The organism is Rhizobium sp. FG113, assembly GCF_057809895.1.
In genome coordinates this window covers 505,051-525,206 of sequence record NZ_JBMDKV010000001.1, presented here as the reverse complement: position 1 = coordinate 525,206, position 20,156 = coordinate 505,051, and the positions used below count along the sequence as shown (strand labels likewise).

Here is a 20,156-nt window from a genome sequence, read left to right as displayed (position 1 = left end):
GAAACTAGCTCCATTGGCACCGCCTGAGCCAACAAGAGGAACCAAAAGTCACGAAATTCAGGGCCGGAATTTCGCGGCCCAGTGGTTGCCTGAGGCATTGCGTTCTCACCAATTAAATTGACGCACACAGATTTTAAAGTTGACGCGCGCAAAGTTTAATGATGAATAGGCGACGTCGGTTGGCTCAGGAGGCGGCCAGATCCGGCGGTCCCAAGCACAGGCCTCGATACGTTTCCGGGAGGAAAAATTGACTATTTCTCGCATCGCAAAGTCGCTGCTCGTTTCCGCCGCCTTCACGCTCGCCGCTTTCTCCGCACAGGCTGAAGGCATTGGCGCATCGCTTCTCACGCAGCAGCACCCATTCTATAACGAGCTTGCAAAGGCGATCACCGCTGAAGCCAAGGCGAAGAATGTCTCCGTCGAGATCGCGATCGCCAATCAGGACCTGAACAAGCAGCTCGCCGACATCGAAGACTTCATCGTCAAGGGCGTTGACGTCATCATCATGTCGCCAGTCGACAGCAAGGGCGCGCTCGCAGCCGTCGCCCGCGCTGAGGCAGCCGGCATCAAGGTCATCACCGTCGACGTTCCGGTCGAAGGCGCCAAGGTTTCGTCCTACATCGGCACCGACAACTATGCCGGCGGCGTCAAGGCTGGCGAACTGATGGCCGAGCAGCTCGGCGGCAAGGGCAACGTCGCGATCATCGACTACCCGCTGGTCCAGTCGGTCGTGAACCGCGTCAACGGCTTCAAGGAAGCCATTGCCAAACACCCCGACATCAAGATCGTGTCGATCCAGACCGGCATCACCCGCGCCGAGGCTCTCGCCGTCGCGCAGAACATGCTGCAGGCAAACCCAGACATCAACGGCATTTTCGGCTTCGGCGACGACGCGGCTCTTGCTGCAGCCGTTGCAGTCAAGTCATCCGGCCTGACCGGCAAGGTCAAGGTTATCGGCTTTGACGGCATGCCTGAGGCGATCAAGGCTGTCGACAGCGATCCGGACATGGTTGGCGTGATCCAGCAGTTCCCGGACCAGATGGGCAAGCTCGCCGTCGATACCGCACTCGACATCAAGGCCGGCAAGGACGTGCCCGCCGAGCAGCCGATCGTTCCCGGCGTTTACGTCAAGAAGCAGTAAAGTCCTCCCAAGGCGCACTGTGCGAAGGTCCCAAGTATCGCACAGTGACCGCTCCTTCCGGCGGCCGGGTTCTTTTGAAGGGCTGGCCGCCGGAAAGCAGCGATATCCTCGCGACAAATCAGAGCGCCCACGCATCCGCCCGATGCCTGCGGCTCTTGGTGAAAGGTGACGCCATGGAAACCTCCGGCGACAACGCGATCCTCGAGATCAAGGACATTACGAAAGTCTTCGGCGCGGTGACCGCGTTGAAGAACATGCAGCTGAAGGTCCGCCCCGGCCGGGTTCATACGATCCTCGGCGAAAACGGCGCCGGCAAATCGACGCTGATGAAGATCCTCGCCGGCGTCTACCAGCCGACATCGGGCTCGATCCTTCTCGACGGCAAACCCTATGCGCCGGCCAATCCGCAGGATGCGGCGGCGGCGGGACTGACGATCGTCTTCCAGGAGCTCAGCCTCTGCAACAATCTGAGCGTCGCCGAGAACATTCTCGCGACCCGCGAGCCGACCAGGGCCGGCTTCATCAACGACAAGGCGCTGGTGCGCCAGGCGGCGGCGATCGTCTCCGATCTGAAACTGCCGATATCGGTTCAGGAGCGCGTCGGCGACCTGTCGATCGCCCAGCGCCAGCTGGTCGAGATCGCCAAGGGTCTGAGCATCGACGCCAAGGTCGTCATCCTCGACGAGCCGACATCCTCGCTCAGCGACAGCGAAGCCGAAATCCTGTTCGAGATCATCGCGCAGCTGAAGGCGCGCGGCGTGGCCGTGATCTACATCTCGCACCGCATGGAAGAGATCATGCGGCTCAGCGACGACATCACCGTCGTCCGCGATGGTAGCTACATCACCACCCGCGACAAGTCCGAAGCCACGATCGACGAGCTGATCGCCCTGATGGTCGGCCGCGACATGAACGAGATCTATCCACCGCGCGATGTGCCGGCTCCAGCGCTTACCGAAAAGCCGGTGCTGGCGGTGAGCGGGCTTTCCAGCCACGACGAGTTCGAGAACATCTCATTCGATGTGCGTCCCGGCGAGATTCTCGGCTTCTTCGGCCTGATCGGCTCCGGCCGTTCGGAGGTGATGAAGACGCTGTTCGGCATGACGCAGCCGACATCGGGCACCATCTCGATCGACGGCAGCGCGGTGACCATCACCTCCCCCGTCGATGCCATCAACCGTCGCATCGGCTTCGTCACCGAAAACCGCAAGGAAGAGGGGCTGGTGCTCAGCCACAGCGTCGAGAGCAACATCTCGATGGTGGCGCTAGACAACTATTCCAGCCCCTTCGGCTTCCTCAAGCGGCGCCACGAACGCGACGACGCGAAGGTGGAAGTCGGCCGGCTCGCCATCAAGACGGCGTCGCTCGAGACCTCGGCGGGATCGCTGTCCGGCGGCAACCAGCAGAAGATCGTGCTGGCCAAGTGGCTGCTGACCAAACCGAGGATCCTCATCCTCGACGAGCCGACACGCGGCGTCGATGTCGGTGCCAAATTTGAAATCTACAAGATCATCCGCCAGCTGGCGGCGGAAGGCACAGCAATCCTGCTGGTGTCCTCCGAACTCCCCGAAGTCATCGGCATGAGCGACCGCGCCGTCGTCATGAGCGAAGGGCGGGCGACCGCCATCGTTGCAGGCGATCAGATGACACCGGAGAAGATCATGAGCTTTGCTACGGGATTTGTATCATGAGCGACAAGAGCGCAGCCAATGCCGCATTCCGGCAGGTAATGAAGCAGTATGGCGGTATTTTCCTATCGCTGATCGTCCTTTGCGTGATCTTTTCGATCACCAATCAGCGGTTCATGTCCGTTGCCAACTTCCTGAACGTGCTGCAGCAGGTTTCGGTCATCGCGATCGCCGCCTTCGGCATGACCTGGGTCATCCTGCTTGGTGAGATCGACCTGTCGATCGGCTCGATCATCGCGGTTGCCGGCATGGTCGGCGCGCAGTGTTTCGCGTTCGGCATGGGCTTCGTTCCCGCGCTCGTCCTGACGCTCGCAGCCGGCGCGCTGTTGGGTCTCGCCAACGGCGTCCTGACGGCAAAGTTCCTGCTGCCGTCCTTCATCGTCACCGTGGCCACGATGGGTATTTATCGCGGCATGGTCAGCCTGCCGACGAACGGCGCGCCTGCCATGATCATGGAGCCGACCTGGACGGCCATCGGCACGCAGAGCTTCATCGGCATCCCGATCGTGATCTGGGTCGTCGCGGTACTCTTTCTCTTCAATCACATCCTGCTCAGCAAGACCAAGTTCGGCCGCCGCGCCTATCTGACCGGCGGCAACCGCGAGGCAGCGCTCTACTCCGGCATCAAGGTCGATCGCCTGAAGATCATCATCTTCATGATCTCGGGCATCATGGCGGCGATCAGCGGCATCCTGCTTTCCTCGCGTCTGTTCTCGGCCCAGACCAACGCCGGCATGAGCTACGAGCTCGACGCCATCGCGGCGGCCGTTCTCGGCGGCACGAGCCTTGCCGGCGGTGTCGGCACCATGATCGGCACGCTGATCGGCGCACTCATCATCGGCGTGCTCAACAACGGCATGAACATGCTGTCGGTGCCTTACTTCTACCAGCTGATCGTCAAGGGCCTCGTCATCCTCGTCGCCGTCTATCTCGACGTGCGCTCGAAACGCGCCAAGCAGTAAACTTCAAGAGCAAGCAGCCATGTCGAAAATCCTTACCATCGGCGAAATCCTGGTCGAAATCGTCGCCACCAATCGCGGCAACGGCTTTCGCGAAGCCGTGCCGCTGATCGGCCCCTTCCCTTCGGGCGCGCCAGCCATCTTCATCGATCAGGTCGGCAAGCTCGGCCAGGATTGCGCGATCATCTCGCGCGTCGGCGATGACGATTTCGGCTGGGTCAACATCAACCGCCTGACCGAGGACGGCGTCGATGTCTCCGGCATCGAGATTGTCCCGCAGGGCACGACCGGCAGCGCCTTCGTGCGCTATCGTGAGGACGGCAGCCGCGCTTTCGTCTTCAACATCCGCCACAGCGCATGCGGCGAGATCGAGCTGTCGGATGAGACGCTGGCGCTGATCGACGGCTGCACGCACATGCATGTCATGGGCACCGCTCTCTACGCCCCGAGCGTGGTGAAGAGCATCCTCACCGCCGTCGAACGCATCAAGGCCGCCGGCGGCACCGTGTCCTTCGACCCCAATCTGCGCCCTGAAATCCTTGACAGCCCCGGCATGCGCGAAGCGCTGCAGACCGTTCTCTCCGTCACCGATCTCTTCATGCCGAGCGGCGAGGAACTGTTCCTGTTCGCCGAGGCAAAGACGGAAAGGGAAGCCGTCGCCGAGCTGCTCGCCAAGGGCATCAAGGCCATCGTCATCAAGCGTGGCGAAAAGGGTTCCAGCTACTTCGACAAGACCACCCAGATCGATCTTGAGGGCTACAAGGTCGAGGAAGTCGACCCGACCGGCGCCGGCGACTGCTTCGGCGCGACCTTCGTCACCTTCTGGCTGAAGGGAATGCACCCGGCCGAAGCGCTGCGCTACGCCAACGCTTCCGGCGCCCGCGCCGTCACCAAGGCCGGCCCGATGGAAGGCGCATCCACCCAAGCCGAACTCGACGCCCTCATCAAAGCGCAAGGACAAGCCTGACATGCAGAAGAGCTACCTCACGGATATCGCACAATGGCGCCACGGCAACGGCGTGAAGGGTATTCCCTCGATCTGCTCGGCTCATCCTCTCGTCATCGAGGCGTCTATGCTGCATGCCCTGAAGCAGGATGCATGCCTGCTCGTCGAGGCCACCTGCAACCAGGTGAACCAGGATGGCGGCTATACTGGCATGACGCCCGCCGACTTCCGCGCCTTCGTGGAAAAGATCGCGGCCGAGACCGGATTCCCGCTTGAAAAGTTGATCCTCGGCGGCGACCACCTCGGCCCCAATCCATGGAAGAGCCTGCCCGCCAACGAGGCGATGGCCAAGGCCTGCGTCATGATTGAGGCTTTCGCCAAGGCCGGATTCACCAAGCTGCACCTCGACACCAGCATGGGCTGCGCCGGCGAGCCGGTTGCCCTGCCCGATGCGATCACCGCTGAGCGCGCAGCAAAGCTCGCCTCAGTGGCCGAGGCGGCGCTGAAGAGCTCTGATGGCATTAAGCCTGTTTACATCGTCGGTACGGAAGTGCCGATCCCGGGCGGCGCCATGGAAGAGCTCGAAGAGCTCGAGGTGACCAAGCCGGACGCCGCGCGCGAAACCATCGCCATCCACCGCAAGGCTTTCGAGGCCGCCGGCGTGTCGGACGCGTTCTCCCGTGTTGTCGGCGCCGTGGTCCAGCCGGGCGTGGAGTTCGGCAACGAGAACGTCATCCCCTACGCTCCTGAAAAGGCTGCGGCACTGAGCGGCACGCTCTCGGACATGCCTGGCATGGTCTTCGAGGCCCACTCCACCGATTACCAGACCCGCGACATGCTTCGGCAGCTGGTCATGGACGGCTTCGCCATCCTCAAGGTTGGCCCCGGCCTAACCTTTGCGCTGCGCGAGGCCTATTACGGGCTCGACCAGATCGCTGCGTTCCTGTTTCCAGACATGCGCAAGGAGACGCTGGTTGCCACCATCGAGCGCGTGCTGACCGCGGATCCGAAGAACTGGGACAAGTATTATCACGGCACGGACGCCGAAAGGCACATTCAGCGCCACTTCAGTTACAGTGACCGTATCCGCTACTACTGGCCGCAGCCGGAGATCGACGCGGCGGTGAAGGCGCTGTTTTCGTTGTTGGATGGCGTGCAGATTCCGGAAACCCTGATCAACCAGTATCTCACAGGCGCCTATGTCGGCGTACGCGACGGCAAGGTCAAGCCGGATGCCCGTTCGCTGGCGCTTGCGGCCGTCGACCGCGTATTGGAAGATTATTTCGAAGCCTGCCGCGCCTAACGGCGCGGCTTGCACCGGCGCAAAAGTTTTGATTGAACTGCGTCAAATATTTCAATCGATTAAAAAAAGCGGGTGGGACGCGCGTTTGTCAGACAGGCCGATCAAAACGATGGAGGACTTTTCCGAGTATGTCGGCCTATCGCGGCCGACGGTCTCGAAGTATTTCAACGACCCGAGCTCCGTGCGTCGCAAGACCCGCGACATCATCGAAGCCGCGCTCAAGGAGAGCGGCTTTCGCCCCAACCTCTTTGCCGTCAATCTCAATCGCCGGCGCAGCAACATCATCGGGATCATCATTCCCAACTCGACCGACCCGTTCTACATGGCGCTGACGCGGCGGGTCGAGCTCATCGCCAACGATGCCGGCTTCCTCGCCTTCGTGCTGTCGTCGGATGGCAATGCCCTGATGGAAGCTCGCGCCATCGAAACGCTGAAGTCGATGAACGTGGCGGGCGCCATCATCGCCCCGCTCGGCGTGCAATCGCACCACGAGACGCTGCTTGCGCTGTCGGCGTCGATACCGCTGATCTTCGTGGACTCACCACTGGATGACGTCTCGCCCTTCGTCGGCACCAACAACCGCCAGAGCTTCCAGCTGATCGTGGATTATCTGTGCCGATCCGGGGAGCCGCCATGCTATCTGGGGATGCCGTCGGTCAACACCAATGCTTCGACGCGTGAGACCGCCTATGTCGAGGCGATGACAGAACTGCGGATGGAGCCGATCGTGCTGCCGATCGAAAAAGCGGCAGGCTGGGACTTCGAAAAATTTGGCTATGACGAAACGAAGCGAATTCTTGAGGGTGGCGGCTTCCCGACCGCGACAGTTCTCTGCGCCAACGACCGTGTAGCATTCGGGGCCATCGCGGCGGCCTTTCAGGCGGGCGTTAAGATCGGCCGCACGCCCGATTGCAGCCTGCGCATTGCCGGCCACGACGACCACCCACTGTCACGCTATGCCTGCCCGCCGATTACGACCGTCGCGCAGAGCTACAACGACATCGGCCGCATCGCCATGCAATTGTTGCTGCAAAAACTGGACCAGGAGGCCGAGGGATCGGCATCGAGCGTGCCCGAGCAAGTCCTGCTGAACGCAGAGATCATCCTCAGACAATCCGCATAAACCAGCCGCCATTCGTTTCACGCGCTGGACATCTGCTCGAGCGGATCGGGGCGCCGATGCCGACGCCCCGAATGCAGTGACATCAGCGGGTGGCAATGACCATCTTGCAAAGGCTGACCAAGCTGGCTTCAAAGCCACCCGATCGCACGACGTCCTTGCAGCGCGTCTTTGCCTTCGCACGATCTCTGGCGGACATGTCGTTGATCATCGCAAGGCTGCGATCCCGTTCAGGGGTTACGCCGCTATCGCTGCTATCGTTGCTGCCCGTGCCGGTACCGGGGGTGCCAGGATCGACAGAACCCGGGCCGGAGGGGGGTGTCGTCGACGGGATGGCTAGGCTGATTTCGGCAAGTGTATTGTCACCCAGTCCGACATTGGCCATCGCGTTGGCGCTGGCAAGGCCCGTGCCGCCTACGGTGGCATCAACATCCGCATTCACACCGCCTGAACCGCCGATGCTTGCAGTGACACCGGTGTCGAGCAGCGGACCACTTGTCGAACCATTGCCACCGGAACCGGCGGTGTTTCCGCCGACCGCGACATTGGCGTTGACATCGGCAAGCGTATTATCGCCGGCGCCGACATTGGCAACCGCGCCCACGGCCGCGATGTTGGAGCCGCCCACCGTAGCGCCGACATCGGCATTCACACCATTTGTGCCGCCAACGCTGACAGTTGTGCCAAGATCGACCAATTCGGCGGGGTTACCACCGGTACCGGCAGCCTCGCCGCCAATCGCGACATTTGCATTGACGTCCGCGAGCGTGTTGTCTCCAGATCCGACATTTGCGAGCGCGTTCACGGTCGCAAGGTTAGAACCGCCGACCACCGCATCGACATCCGCGTTGACGCCGCCGGTTCCACCGATTGTTGCTGTGGTGCCGACGCCCAGGCCACCGGAAGAACCGCCGTTACCGCCGACAGAGGTGGCACTGTTGATGCCGCCGGAACCACCAACCGATGCGTTGACACCAAGACCGCCGCTAGAGTTGCCTCCGACATCCGCGTTGACGCCGCTGGCCCCGCCAACGGAAACATTCGCGAGGTTCGAGCCGCCGCCGACGGTGGCGTTGACCCCATTCGTGCCACCAATGGACACGTTCAGTCCGCCGCCGCTACCGTTGACGCTGATCCCGTTGGAGCCGCCAATATCAAAGGCTGCGGATGGCAGCGGAACGAGGACGCTGGCACAGCCTGCGGCCAATGCGGCAATAGTTGACTTCATGTACATCATTTTTCTCCTCCGTTATGTCCTGAAGAGGACTGTGCCTCGGGTCAAAAAAAGCGGAAGTGCGCACTTCGAGAGCGATGCGGTGAGACCGGCGTGGGGTCTACGACCGTTCATCAATCGTATATGAGTAAAGCTGCGAGCACGCGGTAGGTTCCTGACGTGTGCGGGGCAGCCAACGAAGCTGCCTAACGAAAGCTTAACGCCGCCCCGACATTGACAATAATACCCGCCCGGCAGATCGAACGGAGCCGGAAAGGCACGCGGCGCTGAGGAAAGGACTTTTCAATCCCGTAATAGTTTATGGATTTAATGTTCTTTCCTTTCCTCTTCCGATCTCCCATCCATTATGAACCTCAGCCTGGGAGAGCGAGATGGACACGATACCTTACCCAACGGATCGAATTCGGCAGCTGACGGCACGTTTGATAAGCGAGGAGGAGGCGATTGCGGCGGCGCACCAGTTAGCGCATCGTCTGCGGGAGAGAGCGGATACCGATCAAGCGCCAATATCGTTGCATGAAAAGTGCCAAGCATTGGCGCAATCCGGGCTTCTGGCGATAACGGTTCCGCCGGAATATGGCGGGATTGACGTCTCGAATACCATTCTTGCCAAAGTGATCGCGATCCTGACGGCCGCCGATGAGCACATTGGCGAGATCCCGCGTGACCATTTCTACATTCTCGAGGCATTGCGGACCGATGGTAGTGAAGAGCAGAAGAGCTTCTTCTTCCAGCGCACGCTGTCGGGCGACATCTTCGCCGGCAAGGAACGCGACGCCACCGCAAGCAGCACACTCGGCACACGGATCGAACGCGACGGCCTTGGTTATCGGATCAACGGTCGAGAATCCTGCTCCGCCGACTTGGCCTCGGCGAATTGGATCGCGATCTTCGCGCTGAATGAAGACGACAAGCTGAGCCTCGCCTTTGTGCCGCCCGGCGCCGCCGGCATCGAGAAAATCAGGAACATAAGCGGCAGCGCACCAAGCGATACCGCGATAATCAACAACACCTACGTTCAGGCCGATGCCGTCATTCCGCATTACAAAGGTTTTGAACGCCCGACGACGATCTGTCCCGCTGGCCAGATCATCGACGCCGGCATCCATCTCGGCATTGCGCGCGCGCGATTTGCCGAGACGATCGATGTGATCAAAGCACTTTCATACCCGTGGACCGTCCGAGGCAAGGCATCGGACGATCCGAAGACGATCGCCAGAGTGGGAGAAATTGCAATCAGGCTGGAGGCGGCAACGGCATTGGTCGAAAGCGCCGGCCTCAAGATCGATATCGCGCAGGTCGAGACAACGGGAGACAGCGTCCTTGCCGCAACGCTTGCCGCCGCCGCTGCTCAAGCCGTAACATCGGAGATCGCCGTCCAGACCTCTGATGCATTGCGTGAACTTACCGATCTGCTCTTTGCCAATGACGGCGCGGCAACCGATCGCGCTTGGCGTGACGGGTGTACGCATGCAGCGCATGATCCCACACGCCAGCGATACCACGCAGTCGGCAACTACCATCTCAACGGCGTGACACCACAAGCAAGTAGCGTCTTCTAGCGCACCACGCGGGAAGACGGGCGCGCTGGCGTCGCCGCTGGCATCTGAATTCGTCGAGGGCAGCAATCGACCACCCGGTCGATCGCTGCTTCACTCAATACGCCGCCTCGGAAAGGGCCAACGCGCTGGCGAGCGGAGACGGCTCGTTCGACATGGCATCGTAGATGCAGGGCGATGCGAGGACCGCCGCGATCATGATCGCGAAGACAGCTATCTTCATCATCACGTCTCCCCTGCCGCTTTCTCAGACCAATGTCAGCTCGACGGCGATATTGCCGCGCGTTGCCTTCGAGTAGGGGCATGTCTGGTGCGCATCCTCGACGATCGCGCGGGCGAGTTCGGGATCGATCCCCGGCAGGCTGATCGCCAGGCGCGCCTGCAGGAAATAGGCACCATCGGTGGTTCCGAGATCGACCTCGGCGTTGACCGCCGTTTCGGCTGGGAGCCTGAGCTGGCGCTTGCCGGCGGCCTTGGTCATCGCGCCGATGAAGCAGGCCGACCAGCCGGCCGCAAAGAGCTGCTCCGGATTGGTCCCCGGCTTGCCGCTGCCGGGAGGCGACAGGCGAATGTCGAGCTGCGCGTCATCGCTGCGGGCAGATCCCTCGCGACCGCCTGTGGTGTGGGTCTTGCCAGTGTAGAGAACGGTATCGATCTTTGTCATGGAACACTCCTTTGTTGCGTCGCTTTGTTTTGTCGCTTGGGCGACGTCCGGTGACGGGGAGTGTTTTGATGGATCAGCGTATCCGGCATGTTTCGGAAAATGCCGGAAGTGTATCAGAACGTAGGCAACGGCTTCGTCGACATTTGGGCGTGGGCTGGCTGCCACGAACTTTGTCATTTTGGTGTGAAACAAGGCGCAAGTGTCTCACCCGCGCCAGGTGCCTTCAAAGCCGTATCCGTTGATGCTACCCGGCACTATATTTGCCGCCCGTGGCACGTAGGCTTCGCGGAACGTGGCTGGGCTGTTCGTCACCGGCCTGATGTTAGACGACCGTCATTCATGCATGGGCGTCATAGGGTTATGCCGGTTCATTCGACTAATCGTAGGCATAAGACGTCGATATAGTTCGGCCTCCCGTGGAGTGCCGGTATCCCGGCTGAGCATGACATCGGTACGCGAATGCTGCCCATGGCGGGCATTGTCGCGACGTGACGAGAAGCATCATTCTAAAAGGCAGACCAGATATGACCCTTGCAATCAAAGCCGTAGGCACCCAAGCATCGGACCAACAGCTCGGCGTTATGAACATCGAACGTCGTGACTTGCGACCCGATGATGTGCAGTTCAACATTCTATATTGTGGAATCTGCCATTCCGATCTTCATCAGGTGAAGAACGACTTCGGCGCGAGCAGGTATCCGATGGTCCCTGGGCATGAAATCGTGGGACGTGTGACAGCCGTAGGCTCCGCGGTCACGTCGTTCAAGGTTGGAGATCTTGCAGCAGTCGGTTGCATCGTCGATTCCTGCGGCACATGCCCTGCTTGCCACCGTGACCTTGAAATGTTCTGCGAAGGTGTCGAGGGTACGACCTTGTCATATAATTCCCAGGACCGGGTTCTCGGCGGCATCACCTATGGCGGCTTCTCGCAAACATATGTCTGCAAGGAAAAGTATACTCTTCGGGTTCCCGAAAACCTTGATCTCGCAGCCGCCGCACCACTTCTATGCGCAGGCATCACCGTGTACTCACCGCTCAAGCACTGGGGCGCCGGAGCAGGGAAAGTCGTCGGGATCGTGGGTATTGGCGGGCTCGGCCACGTAGCGATACGCATAGCGAAGGCGATGGGTGCGCATGTGGTCGTATTTACGACGTCTCCGTCCAAGGTTGAGGATGCCAAGCGTCTTGGTGCTCACGAAGCCGTTCTCTCCACCGATCCGGAACAGATGAAGAAGTTCAGCTCCAAGATCGACATCCTCCTGGACACCGTCTCGGCCTCCCATGATGTCAACAGCTACCTGAATCTTCTGGCGATCGACGGCAACCTCGTTCTGGTCGGCTTGCCCGCAAAACCGCTCGAAATTGGCGCCTTCAACGTGGTCAAGGGGCGGCGCAGCTTCTCCGGTTCCAATATCGGCGGCATCGCCGAAACTCAGGAAATGTTGGACTTTTGCGCCGAGCATGGGATCGTCGCGGATATTGAACTGATCCGTGCGGACCAGATCAACGAGGCTTTCGAGCGCCTTGAGAAGAATGATGTTCGCTATCGGTTCGTTGTGGACATGTCGACGTTGAGCTAACGTCCGCGCGCTTAAGAGCCCCTCGTAGCAGCATTTTCCATGCTGCTACGAGGCTGAGTTACTGGCGTGGCGGCCGAGCTTGCCAACGACTGTGATGTTGAAAGACAAGATTGCAATCGTCACCGGCGGCGCCTCAAGCGACAGTAGCGGGGACCGGCCTTAGCGGAACCGGACCTCGGCCGCCAAACCGCCATCCACGCGGTTGTAGAGCCGCACCGAGCCGCCGATCGTTCCGGCCAGCTGCTGGGCGATCGCCAATCCAAGCCCCGTCCCGCCTGTATCACGGTTGCGTGATGTCTCGACCCTGAAGAAGGGCTGCATGGCGCTTTCCAGCATATCGTCGGGAATACCCGGTCCGCGATCCAAGACGGTGACGACGACATCGCCCTCCCCGCTCCGCTCGACGGCGATCTCGGCGCTACCGGCGAACTTCAGCGCATTGTCGATGAAATTCGTGAGAATGCGTCGCAGCGCATGCGGCTTGGTCGAGGCCGTGCCTTGAACGACGCCGAGCACGGTCACCGCCTTGCCGGTGTCCTGATAATCGTAGGCAATGCTGTCGATGAAAGAGGAGAGATCGATCCGCGAGTTTTTCTCGCCGCTGCCATGCGAGCTTCTCGCATAGGCAATGCCGTCCTGCACCAGCCGCTCGATTTCGCGTAGGTCGTTGACCAGCTTGTCCCTCTCCGGCGAATCATCGGCCATGTCGGCGCGTAGCCGCATGCGGGTGATGGGTGTCTGCAGGTCGTGCGAGATCGCGGCCAGAATCTGCACGCGCTCCTCCAGATAATGCGCGATCCGGTCGCGCATCGCGTTGAAGGCGCGGGCGGCGTGGGCGACTTCGCTCGGCCCCCGCTCGCTCATCGGCTCGCCCTTTTTTGCCGGATCGAGCGTGTCGGCGGCGGTGGCGAGCGCGCTCAGCGGGCGGATGGCCAGACGTACGGCAAACCAGGTGCATATAAGGAGAAGCGCCATCTGCGCGGCGAAGACGTAAGGCAGCCACTCCGCCAGCGGCATGACGCCGCGCGGCGTGACGTCGATCGTCAGCGGCGCACCATCGGACAGCGTCAGATGAGCCTGAAGCCTCTTACCGTCACCGGGGATGGATTCGACCTTGAGCGGAAATTTGTGCCCTGCCGCTTCCTCTATTCTTTCAGCGATCTCGGCGCCGCGGCCGGACATGTCGGAAACACCGGGCAAGCCGGGGCCGAGAACAAGGCGATAATTGCCGCGGCTCAGGCGATCGACCCAATCGGCCCGCTCATTGGCGGGCAGACGGTCGATGACGGCGATCGAGGTCGCCAGATCGCTTTCCAGCGTGCCCAGCATGACGGCTTTCGCCGACATGTAGCGTTCGGCAAAGAGGATGCTGAACGACAGGCCATAGGCGATTGCCAGTCCCGCAAACAGGATGAGAAAAAGCCGCGAGCGCAGCGAACCCGGCCACCAGCCTATGCGAGGGCGCGCCTCGCTCATGTCCTCGGCTCCGATATCTCCACCGGAACGGAGAAGACATAGCCTTCGGCGCGCACCGTCTTGATATAGGTCGGCTCGCGCGCATCGTCGCCCAGCCGCTGGCGTACGCGGCTCACCAGAAGGTCGATCGAGCGGTCGAACAACTCCGCATCGCGGCCCTGCGTCAGGTTGAGCAGCTGGTCGCGATTGAGCACGCGTTGGGGATGATCGATGAAGACACGGAGCAGCCGGTATTCGGCGCCGCTCAGGGCGATCTCGGTCCCCTCCTTGTCGAGCAGGTGGCGGCCGACGGTATCGAGACGCCAGTCACCGAAGGTCAGGAGCTGGCCGGCCTCGGTGATCTGCAGATTGGGCGGTAGCATGCGCGTCCGGCGCAACACCGCCTTGATCCGCGCCAGAAGCTCGCGCGCTGCGAAGGGCTTCGGAAGATAGTCGTCGGCGCCCATTTCGAGCCCGATGATCCGGTCCATCTCGTCGTCACGCGCCGTCAGCATGACCACGGGTATGGCCTTGTGCTTGCCAGCCCGGAGCTCGCGGCACAGCACGAGGCCGTCATCACCCGGCATCATGACGTCGAGCACGATCAGATCGACGGAATTGCCTTCGAGAAAGCTGCGCATCTGGCGGCCATCGGCGGCAACGGTCGTGCGCAGGCCGTTCTTCTTCAGGTAGCTCGATACGAGCTCGCGAATCTCACGATCGTCATCCACGATCAAAATATGGTCGATGTGCTCCATGTCTCGTCTTTCACACGATTCGCAGGCTTGAAGTGAGCCATTAGTTTCGCGTCGGCCACCGCGAGTAAAGCGCATTTCGCGCGGTGGCCGATCGCTTTAGAACGACGCGACGTCGATCACGGCCTGGGCAAAAGCCTCGGGCGCCTCCTGCGGCAGGTTGTGCCCGATGCCACCGGTTACGTTGCGATGCTCGTAGCGGCCCGAGAACTTGGCCTTGTAGGCCGACGGGTCGGGATGGGGCGCGCCATTGGCGTCGCCTTCCATGGTGATGGTAGGCACGGTGATGACGGGGCCCATGGCCAGCTTCTTTTCATAGGCATCGTACTTCGCTTCGCCTTCGACGATGCCGAGACGCCAGCGATAGTTATGGATGGTAATGTCGACGTGGTCGGGATTGTCAAAGGCGGGCGCCGAACGATCGAAAGTCGCGTCGTCGAACTTCCAGGTGGGCGACGCGGTTTCCCAGATCAGCCGCACGAAGTCGCGGGTATTGGCGGCATAGCCTGCACGGCCGCGCTCGGTGGCAAAATAGAACTGATACCACCAGGCAAGCTCGGCCTTGGGCGCGAGCGGCTTCTTGTTGATCTCCTGGCTACCGATCAAATAGCCGCTGACGGAGACAAGCGCCTTGCAGCGTTCCGGCCAGAGGGCTGCCATGATGTCGGCGGTGCGCGCACCCCAATCGTAGCCTGCCACAATCGCGCTCTCGATCTTGAGTGCATCCATCAGCGCGATCATGTCGGCTGCGAGCGCGGCTTGCTGGCCGTTGCGCGGCGTATCCTTGGAGAGGAAGGTGGTGGTGCCGTAACCGCGAAGATAGGGGACGATCACGCGGTATCCCGCATTGGCGAGGATCGGAGCGACGTCGACATAGCTGTAGATATCATAGGGCCAGCCATGCAGCAGCAGGACAGCGGGACCGTTCGCTGGGCCAGCCTCGGCGTAGCCGATATCGAGTACGCCGGCCTTGATCTGCTTCAGCGATTCAAACGACTGATGCCCGCCAACCTTCCTTGCAGGCGAAGCAGCAGCGGTCTGCGCGTTTGCCAGCGTTGCGGCGCCGAATTCGACGGCAGCGACGGTCATTGCGGCGATGCCGAAGAAGCGGCGGCGATCGAGGTTGATTGCGTTGGTCATGGGTCTCTCTCCTGTCCGTGTTGACTATGATCGCCATAAAGCCGGCCGCGTGTATCCCCGTTGTGTCGCCGGCGGGCGGTTATTGCATGCGACTGTAGCGACGGCCCGTCCGGATACATTGCGATACAATCGCCAAGCCCTTTCGCCGCCGATTGTTTCGCTCTGTAGCACCGCCCGCGATCACTACAGTTCGACACACTTCTCCTAGAGACCGGACACATGCCGGATACGTCGTCACAACAGATTGTCGTCACTGCTGATCGAGCCAGTCGCCCTTCAGCATCCGCACCTGGTTTCAAAGGAAACGACGATGACGCTTCTCATCATTGCCTATCTCGGAGGGGCGCTGACCATTCTCAGCCCCTGCATCCTGCCCATTCTCCCCTTCGTCTTCGCCCGTGCCGGCCAGCCGTTTGTCCGCAGCACATTGCCGATGCTGATCGGCATGGCCGCCACCTTCGCGGTTGTCGCGTCGCTTGCGGCCGTAGGCGGCAGCTGGGCGATCCACGCCAATGAATATGGTCGCCTCGCTGCCCTCACCCTGCTCGCCATCTTCGGCGTCAGCCTGCTCTCGCCGCGCGTAGCAAGCACCATCACACAGCCGGTCGTCGATTTCGGCAATCGGTTGATGAAGGCCTCCGGCAAGCCGGACGCAGCACCGACGGCGCTGAGCTCTTTGATCCTTGGTGTCGCGACCGGTCTCTTGTGGGCACCCTGCGCCGGCCCTATCCTTGGGCTCGTTCTGACGGGTGCCGCCCTGCAGGGCGCCAATCTGCAAACGACCTTCCTGCTCATCGCCTACGCAGCCGGTGCCGCCACTTCGCTTGCCGTGGCGCTGCTTGTTGGCGGCAAGGTGTTTGCCGGCATGAAGCGGTCGCTGGGTGTCAGCGAGCGTGTTCGCCAGGTACTCGGCGCAGCAGTCCTTGCCGGCGTCGCGGCAATCGCGCTCGGTGCCGATACCGGCCTTCTGGCGCGGCTGTCCTATGCCAGCACGACATCCTTCGAACAGGCAGTTCTCGACCGCTTCAACGCAAAGCGCGATCTGGTGGCACCCGCAGAGGTCGCGAGCAACGGAGCGATGACTGCCGCCGCCAGCAACGCACCGTTCAAGGCCAACCTGCCGGTCGAAGGCATTGCGCCATCGCTTGACGGTGCCGTCGAATGGCTGAACTCGCCACCGCTGACCTCCGAACAGCTACGTGGCAAGGTCGTTCTCGTCGATTTCTGGACCTACTCCTGCATCAACTGCATCCGCACCACGCCCTTCGTCCGGGCCTGGGCCGAGAAGTACAAGGATCAGGGTCTCGTCTTGATCGGCGTGCACGCCCCGGAGTTCGCCTTCGAGAAGAAGATCGACAATGTCCGCAAGGCCGTCGCCGACGCCAAGATCACCTACCCTGTCGCCATCGACAACGACTACAAGATCTGGCGCGCCTTCGAGAACAACTACTGGCCGGCCCACTACCTGATCGATGCCAAGGGCCAGATCCGCTACCACCACTTCGGCGAAGGCAACTATCGCCAGACCGAACAGGCGATCCAGGACCTGATCCGCGAAAACGGCAGCGCGAAGGTGACCGCCAGCACGGTAGCGCCGGATGCCAAGGGCGCGGAAGCAAGCCCTGACCCCAAGGACATCCGTTCCGGCGAGACCTACATCGGCTACGAACAAGCCACCAACTTCGCCTCTCCCGAGGGCCTCCGCAACGACGCCAGCAGAACCTATTCGGTCGGCGATCTCGGCCTCAACGAATGGGGCCTGTCGGGCGCCTGGACCATCGGCCGTGAGCAGGCAACGCTTGAGCAGGCGGATGGCGGCATCGCGTACCGGTTCAGCGCCCGCGACCTGCATCTCGTCCTCGGTCCGGATGCATCGGGAAAGCCCGTCCGCTTCCAGGTGACGATCGACGGCAAGGCGCCCGGTGCCAACCACGGCGCGGACACTGACGCCGATGGCAACGGCACCGTCACGTCAACCAGGCTTTACCAACTTGTCCGCCAGTCCGGCGACGTCGAGGCGCACAGCTTTCAGATCCGTTTTCTCGACCCCGGCGTCGAAGCCTACGCCTTCACCTTCGGCTGAACCTAACCCTCTACCCAACCTGAACATCGATCCAAAGGAGACACTTCCATGAGCCATCGCATCATCGCCACCCTCGCCCTTGCATTCGCCACCAGCGTTGTCGCCTACGCGGCCGAGGCTGCCGAGGTAAAGAACATCGTCATCGTTCACGGCGCGCTCGCCGATGGTTCCGGCTGGCGCAAGACCACCGATATCCTGGAGAAGCGCGGCTTCAACGTCACGATCGTGCAGGAGCCGATCACCTCGCTTGCCGATGACGTTGCCGCCACCAACCGCGTGCTTGATCTTCAGGATGGCCCGACCTTGCTTGTCGGCCACAGCTATGGCGGCATGGTCATCACCGAGGCCGGTCACAACGCACATGTCGCGGGCCTCGTCTATGTGGCGGCCTTCCAGCCGGACAAGGGAGAAAGCCTGCTGTCGCTGGCAAGCTCCAAACCGGCGGGCGGCATGAACATCCGCGAGACGAAGGATGGGCAGTATCTCTACCTCGACCCCGCCGCCTTCGCCAACGACTTCGCCGCCGACTTGCCCAAGGACGAAGCTGCTTTCCTCGCCAAGTCGCAGGTCTTCGCGGCAAAGCAGGCCTTCGCCGCCAAGATCGGCGATGATCCGGCCTGGAAGACGAAGAAGAGCTGGTCAGTGGTCGCAACCGACGACCGGTCGATCAATCCCGAGCTCGAGCGCGACATGGCAAAGCGCGCGGGAAGTGCCGTGACGGAGATCAAGGCAAGCCACGCGGTCTTCGCCTCGCAACCGGACAAGGTCGCGACCGTTATCGAAGCCGCCGCGCATGAGGCTGGGAAATAGAGACCGGGCCTTAGCCTATTGTCTGGACACAAAAGATAACGAGGGGAGCGCGAAGACAACGCGCTCCCCTCTCCCGTTCATCCAACCGCTGACGACAAGTTCACGGCCAAAAGCTCTTGACGCAGCGGCTGCGAGGAATAGTAAGGGCACTACCCAATAACCGTCGACGCCGCATTCTTGATTGTCTACGCCGACGTTTGCCTCGAAAGCCTCCTATGACACAAAGAACTTCGCATCGCGGACTGGTCGTTGTCGCGATCATGGCAAGCATGGCGATGATCGCCATCGAAGCGACGATCGTCTCGACGGCAATGCCGCAGATCGCAGCCCAGCTCGGCCAGATCAATCTCTATTCCTGGGTCTTCTCGTCCTTCCTTCTGACGCAGACCGCCACGACCGTGATCTTCGGCAAGCTCGCCGACATCTACGGCCGCAAGCCGATGCTGCTGGTCGGCATCGCGCTGTTCCTGCTGGCCTCCATACTCGCCGGTTTCGCATGGTCCATGCCCTCGATGATCGCGTTTCGCTTGTTGCAGGGTATCGGCGCCGGCGCCCTTCAGCCTGTCGCGATGACCGTGGTCGCCGATCTTTTCCCAGGCAACCAGCGTGGCAAAGTGCAAGGGTACCTCGCAAGCGTATGGGCGCTGTCTGCTGTTGTCGGGCCGCTTCTTGGCAGCATCATCATTCACAACCTCCCATGGGCCTGGATCTTCTGGATCAACATACCCGTCGGTCTTCTGGCGGCGCTGTGCTTCATCTTGTTCCTGCATGAGGAAAAGCGGCCGCGCGTCGTCTCCATCGACGTGCTCGGCGCCGCACTTTTCGCTGTCTCGATTTCCGCCTTAATGATCGCGCTCACCGAGGTGGAGACCGGCCTCTCCGGCTACACCATCGCCGCCTTCATCATCTTCCTTTTCGCGCTCGTCGCCTTCATCTGGCAGGAGCGTCGCGCCGAAGCGCCGATGGTCGCCCCTGACCTGTGGCTGAGGCGGCCGATCGCCTTCGCCAACCTGGCCGTCTTTTTCGCCAGCATGTCGATCATGGGCCTGACGACCTTCCTGCCGATGTATGTGCAGACCGTGCTCGACCGCTCGCCGCTCGTCGCAGGCTTTGCCCTGACCATGCTGCTGCTCGGCTGGCCCTGCGGCGCGACGATCGCGTCGCGTCAGTTTACCCGCTTCGGCCTGCGGCCGATCATGATTGTCGGCAGCCTGTTCATACCGGTTGGGACCTGCCTGCTCGTGCTCTTGGCACCCTCCAGCTCTCCCGTGCTGGCGGCTGCCGGCTCGCTCATCATGGGCTTCGGAATGGGCTTGCTGAATATCGGCGCCCTCATCCTGACCCAGGAGAGCGTGACGGCTTCCGACCGGGGCAGCGCCACCGCTTCCAACGTATTTTCGCGCAATCTCGGCAGCACGCTCGGTGCCGCTGTGCTGGGCGCGGTTCTGACCTATGGTCTGGCACACGCCAACAACGGGCAGGCGATCACGCCCGAGCAACTGCGGGCTCTGCTGAACGGCACCGGCGCAGCCCTTGGCGGCGGCGACGAGATCCGCCTGGCTTTGCAGCAGGCGCTTCACGCGACCTTCATGGTGATGATGCTGATCGCCGTGCTGATTGTTCCGGCCTGCCTGCTGGTGCCGCATCAGCTAGCACCTCAGGCGGCTCCGAAGAGCGCCTGATAGGGCCGCGCGCGACGCTTGGCCGGCAAGAACATGC

Annotated in this window: 17 protein-coding genes; 11 read left to right on the top strand and 6 right to left on the bottom strand. The window is 61.6% G+C overall.

Translation table 11 applies throughout. The annotated features are described in order from the left end of the window. Window positions 1–247 precede the first annotated feature (247 nt). From ACODTZ_RS02120 to ACODTZ_RS02095, 6 genes are all read left to right on the top strand, one after another. Entirely contained in the window at window positions 248–1,141 is an 894-nt protein-coding gene (locus ACODTZ_RS02120) for a substrate-binding domain-containing protein (RefSeq protein ID WP_047504222.1), read from the top strand. Between the two features lie 173 nt (window positions 1,142–1,314). Beyond that, a complete protein-coding gene (locus ACODTZ_RS02115) occupies window positions 1,315–2,832 on the top strand; it encodes a sugar ABC transporter ATP-binding protein (protein ID WP_112981267.1) in 1,518 nt (505 codons plus the stop codon). Continuing rightward, entirely contained in the window at window positions 2,829–3,791 is a 963-nt protein-coding gene (locus tag ACODTZ_RS02110; protein ID WP_037179243.1) for an ABC transporter permease, read from the top strand. Before ACODTZ_RS02115 ends, ACODTZ_RS02110 begins: the two co-directional genes overlap by 4 nt. 19 nt (window positions 3,792–3,810) lie before the next feature. Continuing rightward, on the top strand, window positions 3,811–4,755 hold the full coding sequence (locus tag ACODTZ_RS02105; RefSeq protein WP_489023385.1) for a tagatose kinase: 945 nt from the start codon (window positions 3,811–3,813) through the stop codon (window positions 4,753–4,755). Window position 4,756: 1 nt separating this feature from the next. After that, window positions 4,757–6,037 carry a D-tagatose-bisphosphate aldolase, class II, non-catalytic subunit gene (locus tag ACODTZ_RS02100; RefSeq protein WP_489023383.1) on the top strand — a complete coding sequence of 427 codons (1,281 nt, stop codon included), beginning with the start codon at window positions 4,757–4,759 and terminating at the stop codon, window positions 6,035–6,037. A gap of 109 nt (window positions 6,038–6,146) precedes the next feature. After that, window positions 6,147–7,160, top strand: coding sequence for a LacI family DNA-binding transcriptional regulator (locus tag ACODTZ_RS02095; protein WP_113177209.1), 1,014 nt, complete (start codon window positions 6,147–6,149; stop codon window positions 7,158–7,160). A gap of 82 nt (window positions 7,161–7,242) precedes the next feature. Here ACODTZ_RS02095 and ACODTZ_RS02090 read toward each other — a convergent pair whose 3' ends face one another. After that, the gene (locus ACODTZ_RS02090) at window positions 7,243–8,391 is read right to left on the bottom strand and encodes a beta strand repeat-containing protein (RefSeq protein ID WP_489023381.1); all 1,149 of its coding nucleotides are present in this window, start codon (window positions 8,389–8,391) and stop codon (window positions 7,243–7,245) included. Window positions 8,392–8,762: 371 nt separating this feature from the next. Between ACODTZ_RS02090 and ACODTZ_RS02085 the strand changes: the two genes are divergently transcribed. After that, the gene (locus ACODTZ_RS02085) at window positions 8,763–9,953 is read left to right on the top strand and encodes an acyl-CoA dehydrogenase family protein (protein WP_489023379.1); all 1,191 of its coding nucleotides are present in this window, start codon (window positions 8,763–8,765) and stop codon (window positions 9,951–9,953) included. 94 nt (window positions 9,954–10,047) lie between these two features. Here the strand turns inward: ACODTZ_RS02085 and ACODTZ_RS02080 are convergent, their stop codons facing one another. Both ACODTZ_RS02080 and ACODTZ_RS02075 read right to left on the bottom strand, forming a co-directional pair. After that, complete coding sequence (locus ACODTZ_RS02080) at window positions 10,048–10,176, bottom strand: hypothetical protein (protein WP_489023377.1); 129 nt, start codon at window positions 10,174–10,176, stop codon at window positions 10,048–10,050. A 21-nt stretch (window positions 10,177–10,197) separates the two neighbouring features. Beyond that, window positions 10,198–10,614, bottom strand: a complete 417-nt coding sequence (locus ACODTZ_RS02075) for an organic hydroperoxide resistance protein (RefSeq protein WP_489023375.1) — start codon at window positions 10,612–10,614, stop codon at window positions 10,198–10,200. Between the two features lie 581 nt (window positions 10,615–11,195). On the opposite strand from ACODTZ_RS02075, the gene ACODTZ_RS02070 reads away from it, so the two are divergent. Further along, window positions 11,196–12,194, top strand: a complete 999-nt coding sequence (locus ACODTZ_RS02070) for an NAD(P)-dependent alcohol dehydrogenase (RefSeq protein WP_413391237.1) — start codon at window positions 11,196–11,198, stop codon at window positions 12,192–12,194. Between the two features lie 159 nt (window positions 12,195–12,353). Here the strand turns inward: ACODTZ_RS02070 and ACODTZ_RS02065 are convergent, their stop codons facing one another. From ACODTZ_RS02065 to ACODTZ_RS02055, 3 genes are all read right to left on the bottom strand, one after another. Then, on the bottom strand, window positions 12,354–13,670 hold the full coding sequence (locus tag ACODTZ_RS02065) for an ATP-binding protein (RefSeq protein ID WP_489023373.1): 1,317 nt from the start codon (window positions 13,668–13,670) through the stop codon (window positions 12,354–12,356). Further along, a complete protein-coding gene (locus tag ACODTZ_RS02060) occupies window positions 13,667–14,407 on the bottom strand; it encodes a response regulator (protein WP_018898117.1) in 741 nt (246 codons plus the stop codon). The genes ACODTZ_RS02065 and ACODTZ_RS02060 overlap by 4 nt, the downstream gene beginning before the upstream one ends. A 96-nt stretch (window positions 14,408–14,503) precedes the next feature. Next, window positions 14,504–15,544 (bottom strand): alpha/beta fold hydrolase, encoded by a 1,041-nt coding sequence (locus tag ACODTZ_RS02055; RefSeq protein WP_489023372.1) that lies wholly within the window; start codon window positions 15,542–15,544, stop codon window positions 14,504–14,506. Window positions 15,545–15,854: 310 nt separating this feature from the next. On the opposite strand from ACODTZ_RS02055, the gene ACODTZ_RS02050 reads away from it, so the two are divergent. From ACODTZ_RS02050 to ACODTZ_RS02040, 3 genes are all read left to right on the top strand, one after another. Beyond that, window positions 15,855–17,627 (top strand): cytochrome c biogenesis protein DipZ, encoded by a 1,773-nt coding sequence (locus tag ACODTZ_RS02050; RefSeq protein WP_489023370.1) that lies wholly within the window; start codon window positions 15,855–15,857, stop codon window positions 17,625–17,627. A 48-nt stretch (window positions 17,628–17,675) separates the two neighbouring features. Next, complete coding sequence (locus ACODTZ_RS02045) at window positions 17,676–18,437, top strand: alpha/beta fold hydrolase (RefSeq protein WP_489023368.1); 762 nt, start codon at window positions 17,676–17,678, stop codon at window positions 18,435–18,437. Between the two features lie 215 nt (window positions 18,438–18,652). Continuing rightward, a complete protein-coding gene (locus ACODTZ_RS02040) occupies window positions 18,653–20,119 on the top strand; it encodes an MDR family MFS transporter (protein WP_489023367.1) in 1,467 nt (488 codons plus the stop codon). Window positions 20,120–20,156: the final 37 nt, after the last annotated feature.

Excerpts from the sequence above, each read along its gene's own strand:
- ACODTZ_RS02075 (WP_489023375.1), bottom strand. The coding sequence starts at position 10,614 with ATGACAAAGATCGATACCGTTCTCTACACTGGCAAGACCCACACCACA.
- ACODTZ_RS02080 (WP_489023377.1), bottom strand. The coding sequence starts at position 10,176 with ATGATGAAGATAGCTGTCTTCGCGATCATGATCGCGGCGGTCCTCGCA.
- ACODTZ_RS02115 (WP_112981267.1), top strand. The coding sequence starts at position 1,315 with ATGGAAACCTCCGGCGACAACGCGATCCTCGAGATCAAGGACATTACG.
- ACODTZ_RS02065 (WP_489023373.1), bottom strand. The coding sequence starts at position 13,670 with ATGAGCGAGGCGCGCCCTCGCATAGGCTGGTGGCCGGGTTCGCTGCGC.
- ACODTZ_RS02055 (WP_489023372.1), bottom strand. The coding sequence starts at position 15,544 with ATGACCAACGCAATCAACCTCGATCGCCGCCGCTTCTTCGGCATCGCC.
- ACODTZ_RS02100 (WP_489023383.1), top strand. The coding sequence starts at position 4,757 with ATGCAGAAGAGCTACCTCACGGATATCGCACAATGGCGCCACGGCAAC.
- ACODTZ_RS02070 (WP_413391237.1), top strand. The coding sequence starts at position 11,196 with ATGAACATCGAACGTCGTGACTTGCGACCCGATGATGTGCAGTTCAAC.
- ACODTZ_RS02110 (WP_037179243.1), top strand. The coding sequence starts at position 2,829 with ATGAGCGACAAGAGCGCAGCCAATGCCGCATTCCGGCAGGTAATGAAG.
- ACODTZ_RS02105 (WP_489023385.1), top strand. The coding sequence starts at position 3,811 with ATGTCGAAAATCCTTACCATCGGCGAAATCCTGGTCGAAATCGTCGCC.
- ACODTZ_RS02045 (WP_489023368.1), top strand. The coding sequence starts at position 17,676 with ATGAGCCATCGCATCATCGCCACCCTCGCCCTTGCATTCGCCACCAGC.
- ACODTZ_RS02040 (WP_489023367.1), top strand. The coding sequence starts at position 18,653 with ATGACACAAAGAACTTCGCATCGCGGACTGGTCGTTGTCGCGATCATG.
- ACODTZ_RS02050 (WP_489023370.1), top strand. The coding sequence starts at position 15,855 with ATGACGCTTCTCATCATTGCCTATCTCGGAGGGGCGCTGACCATTCTC.
- ACODTZ_RS02090 (WP_489023381.1), bottom strand. The coding sequence starts at position 8,391 with ATGTACATGAAGTCAACTATTGCCGCATTGGCCGCAGGCTGTGCCAGC.
- ACODTZ_RS02095 (WP_113177209.1), top strand. The coding sequence starts at position 6,147 with ATGGAGGACTTTTCCGAGTATGTCGGCCTATCGCGGCCGACGGTCTCG.
- ACODTZ_RS02085 (WP_489023379.1), top strand. The coding sequence starts at position 8,763 with ATGGACACGATACCTTACCCAACGGATCGAATTCGGCAGCTGACGGCA.
- ACODTZ_RS02060 (WP_018898117.1), bottom strand. The coding sequence starts at position 14,407 with ATGGAGCACATCGACCATATTTTGATCGTGGATGACGATCGTGAGATT.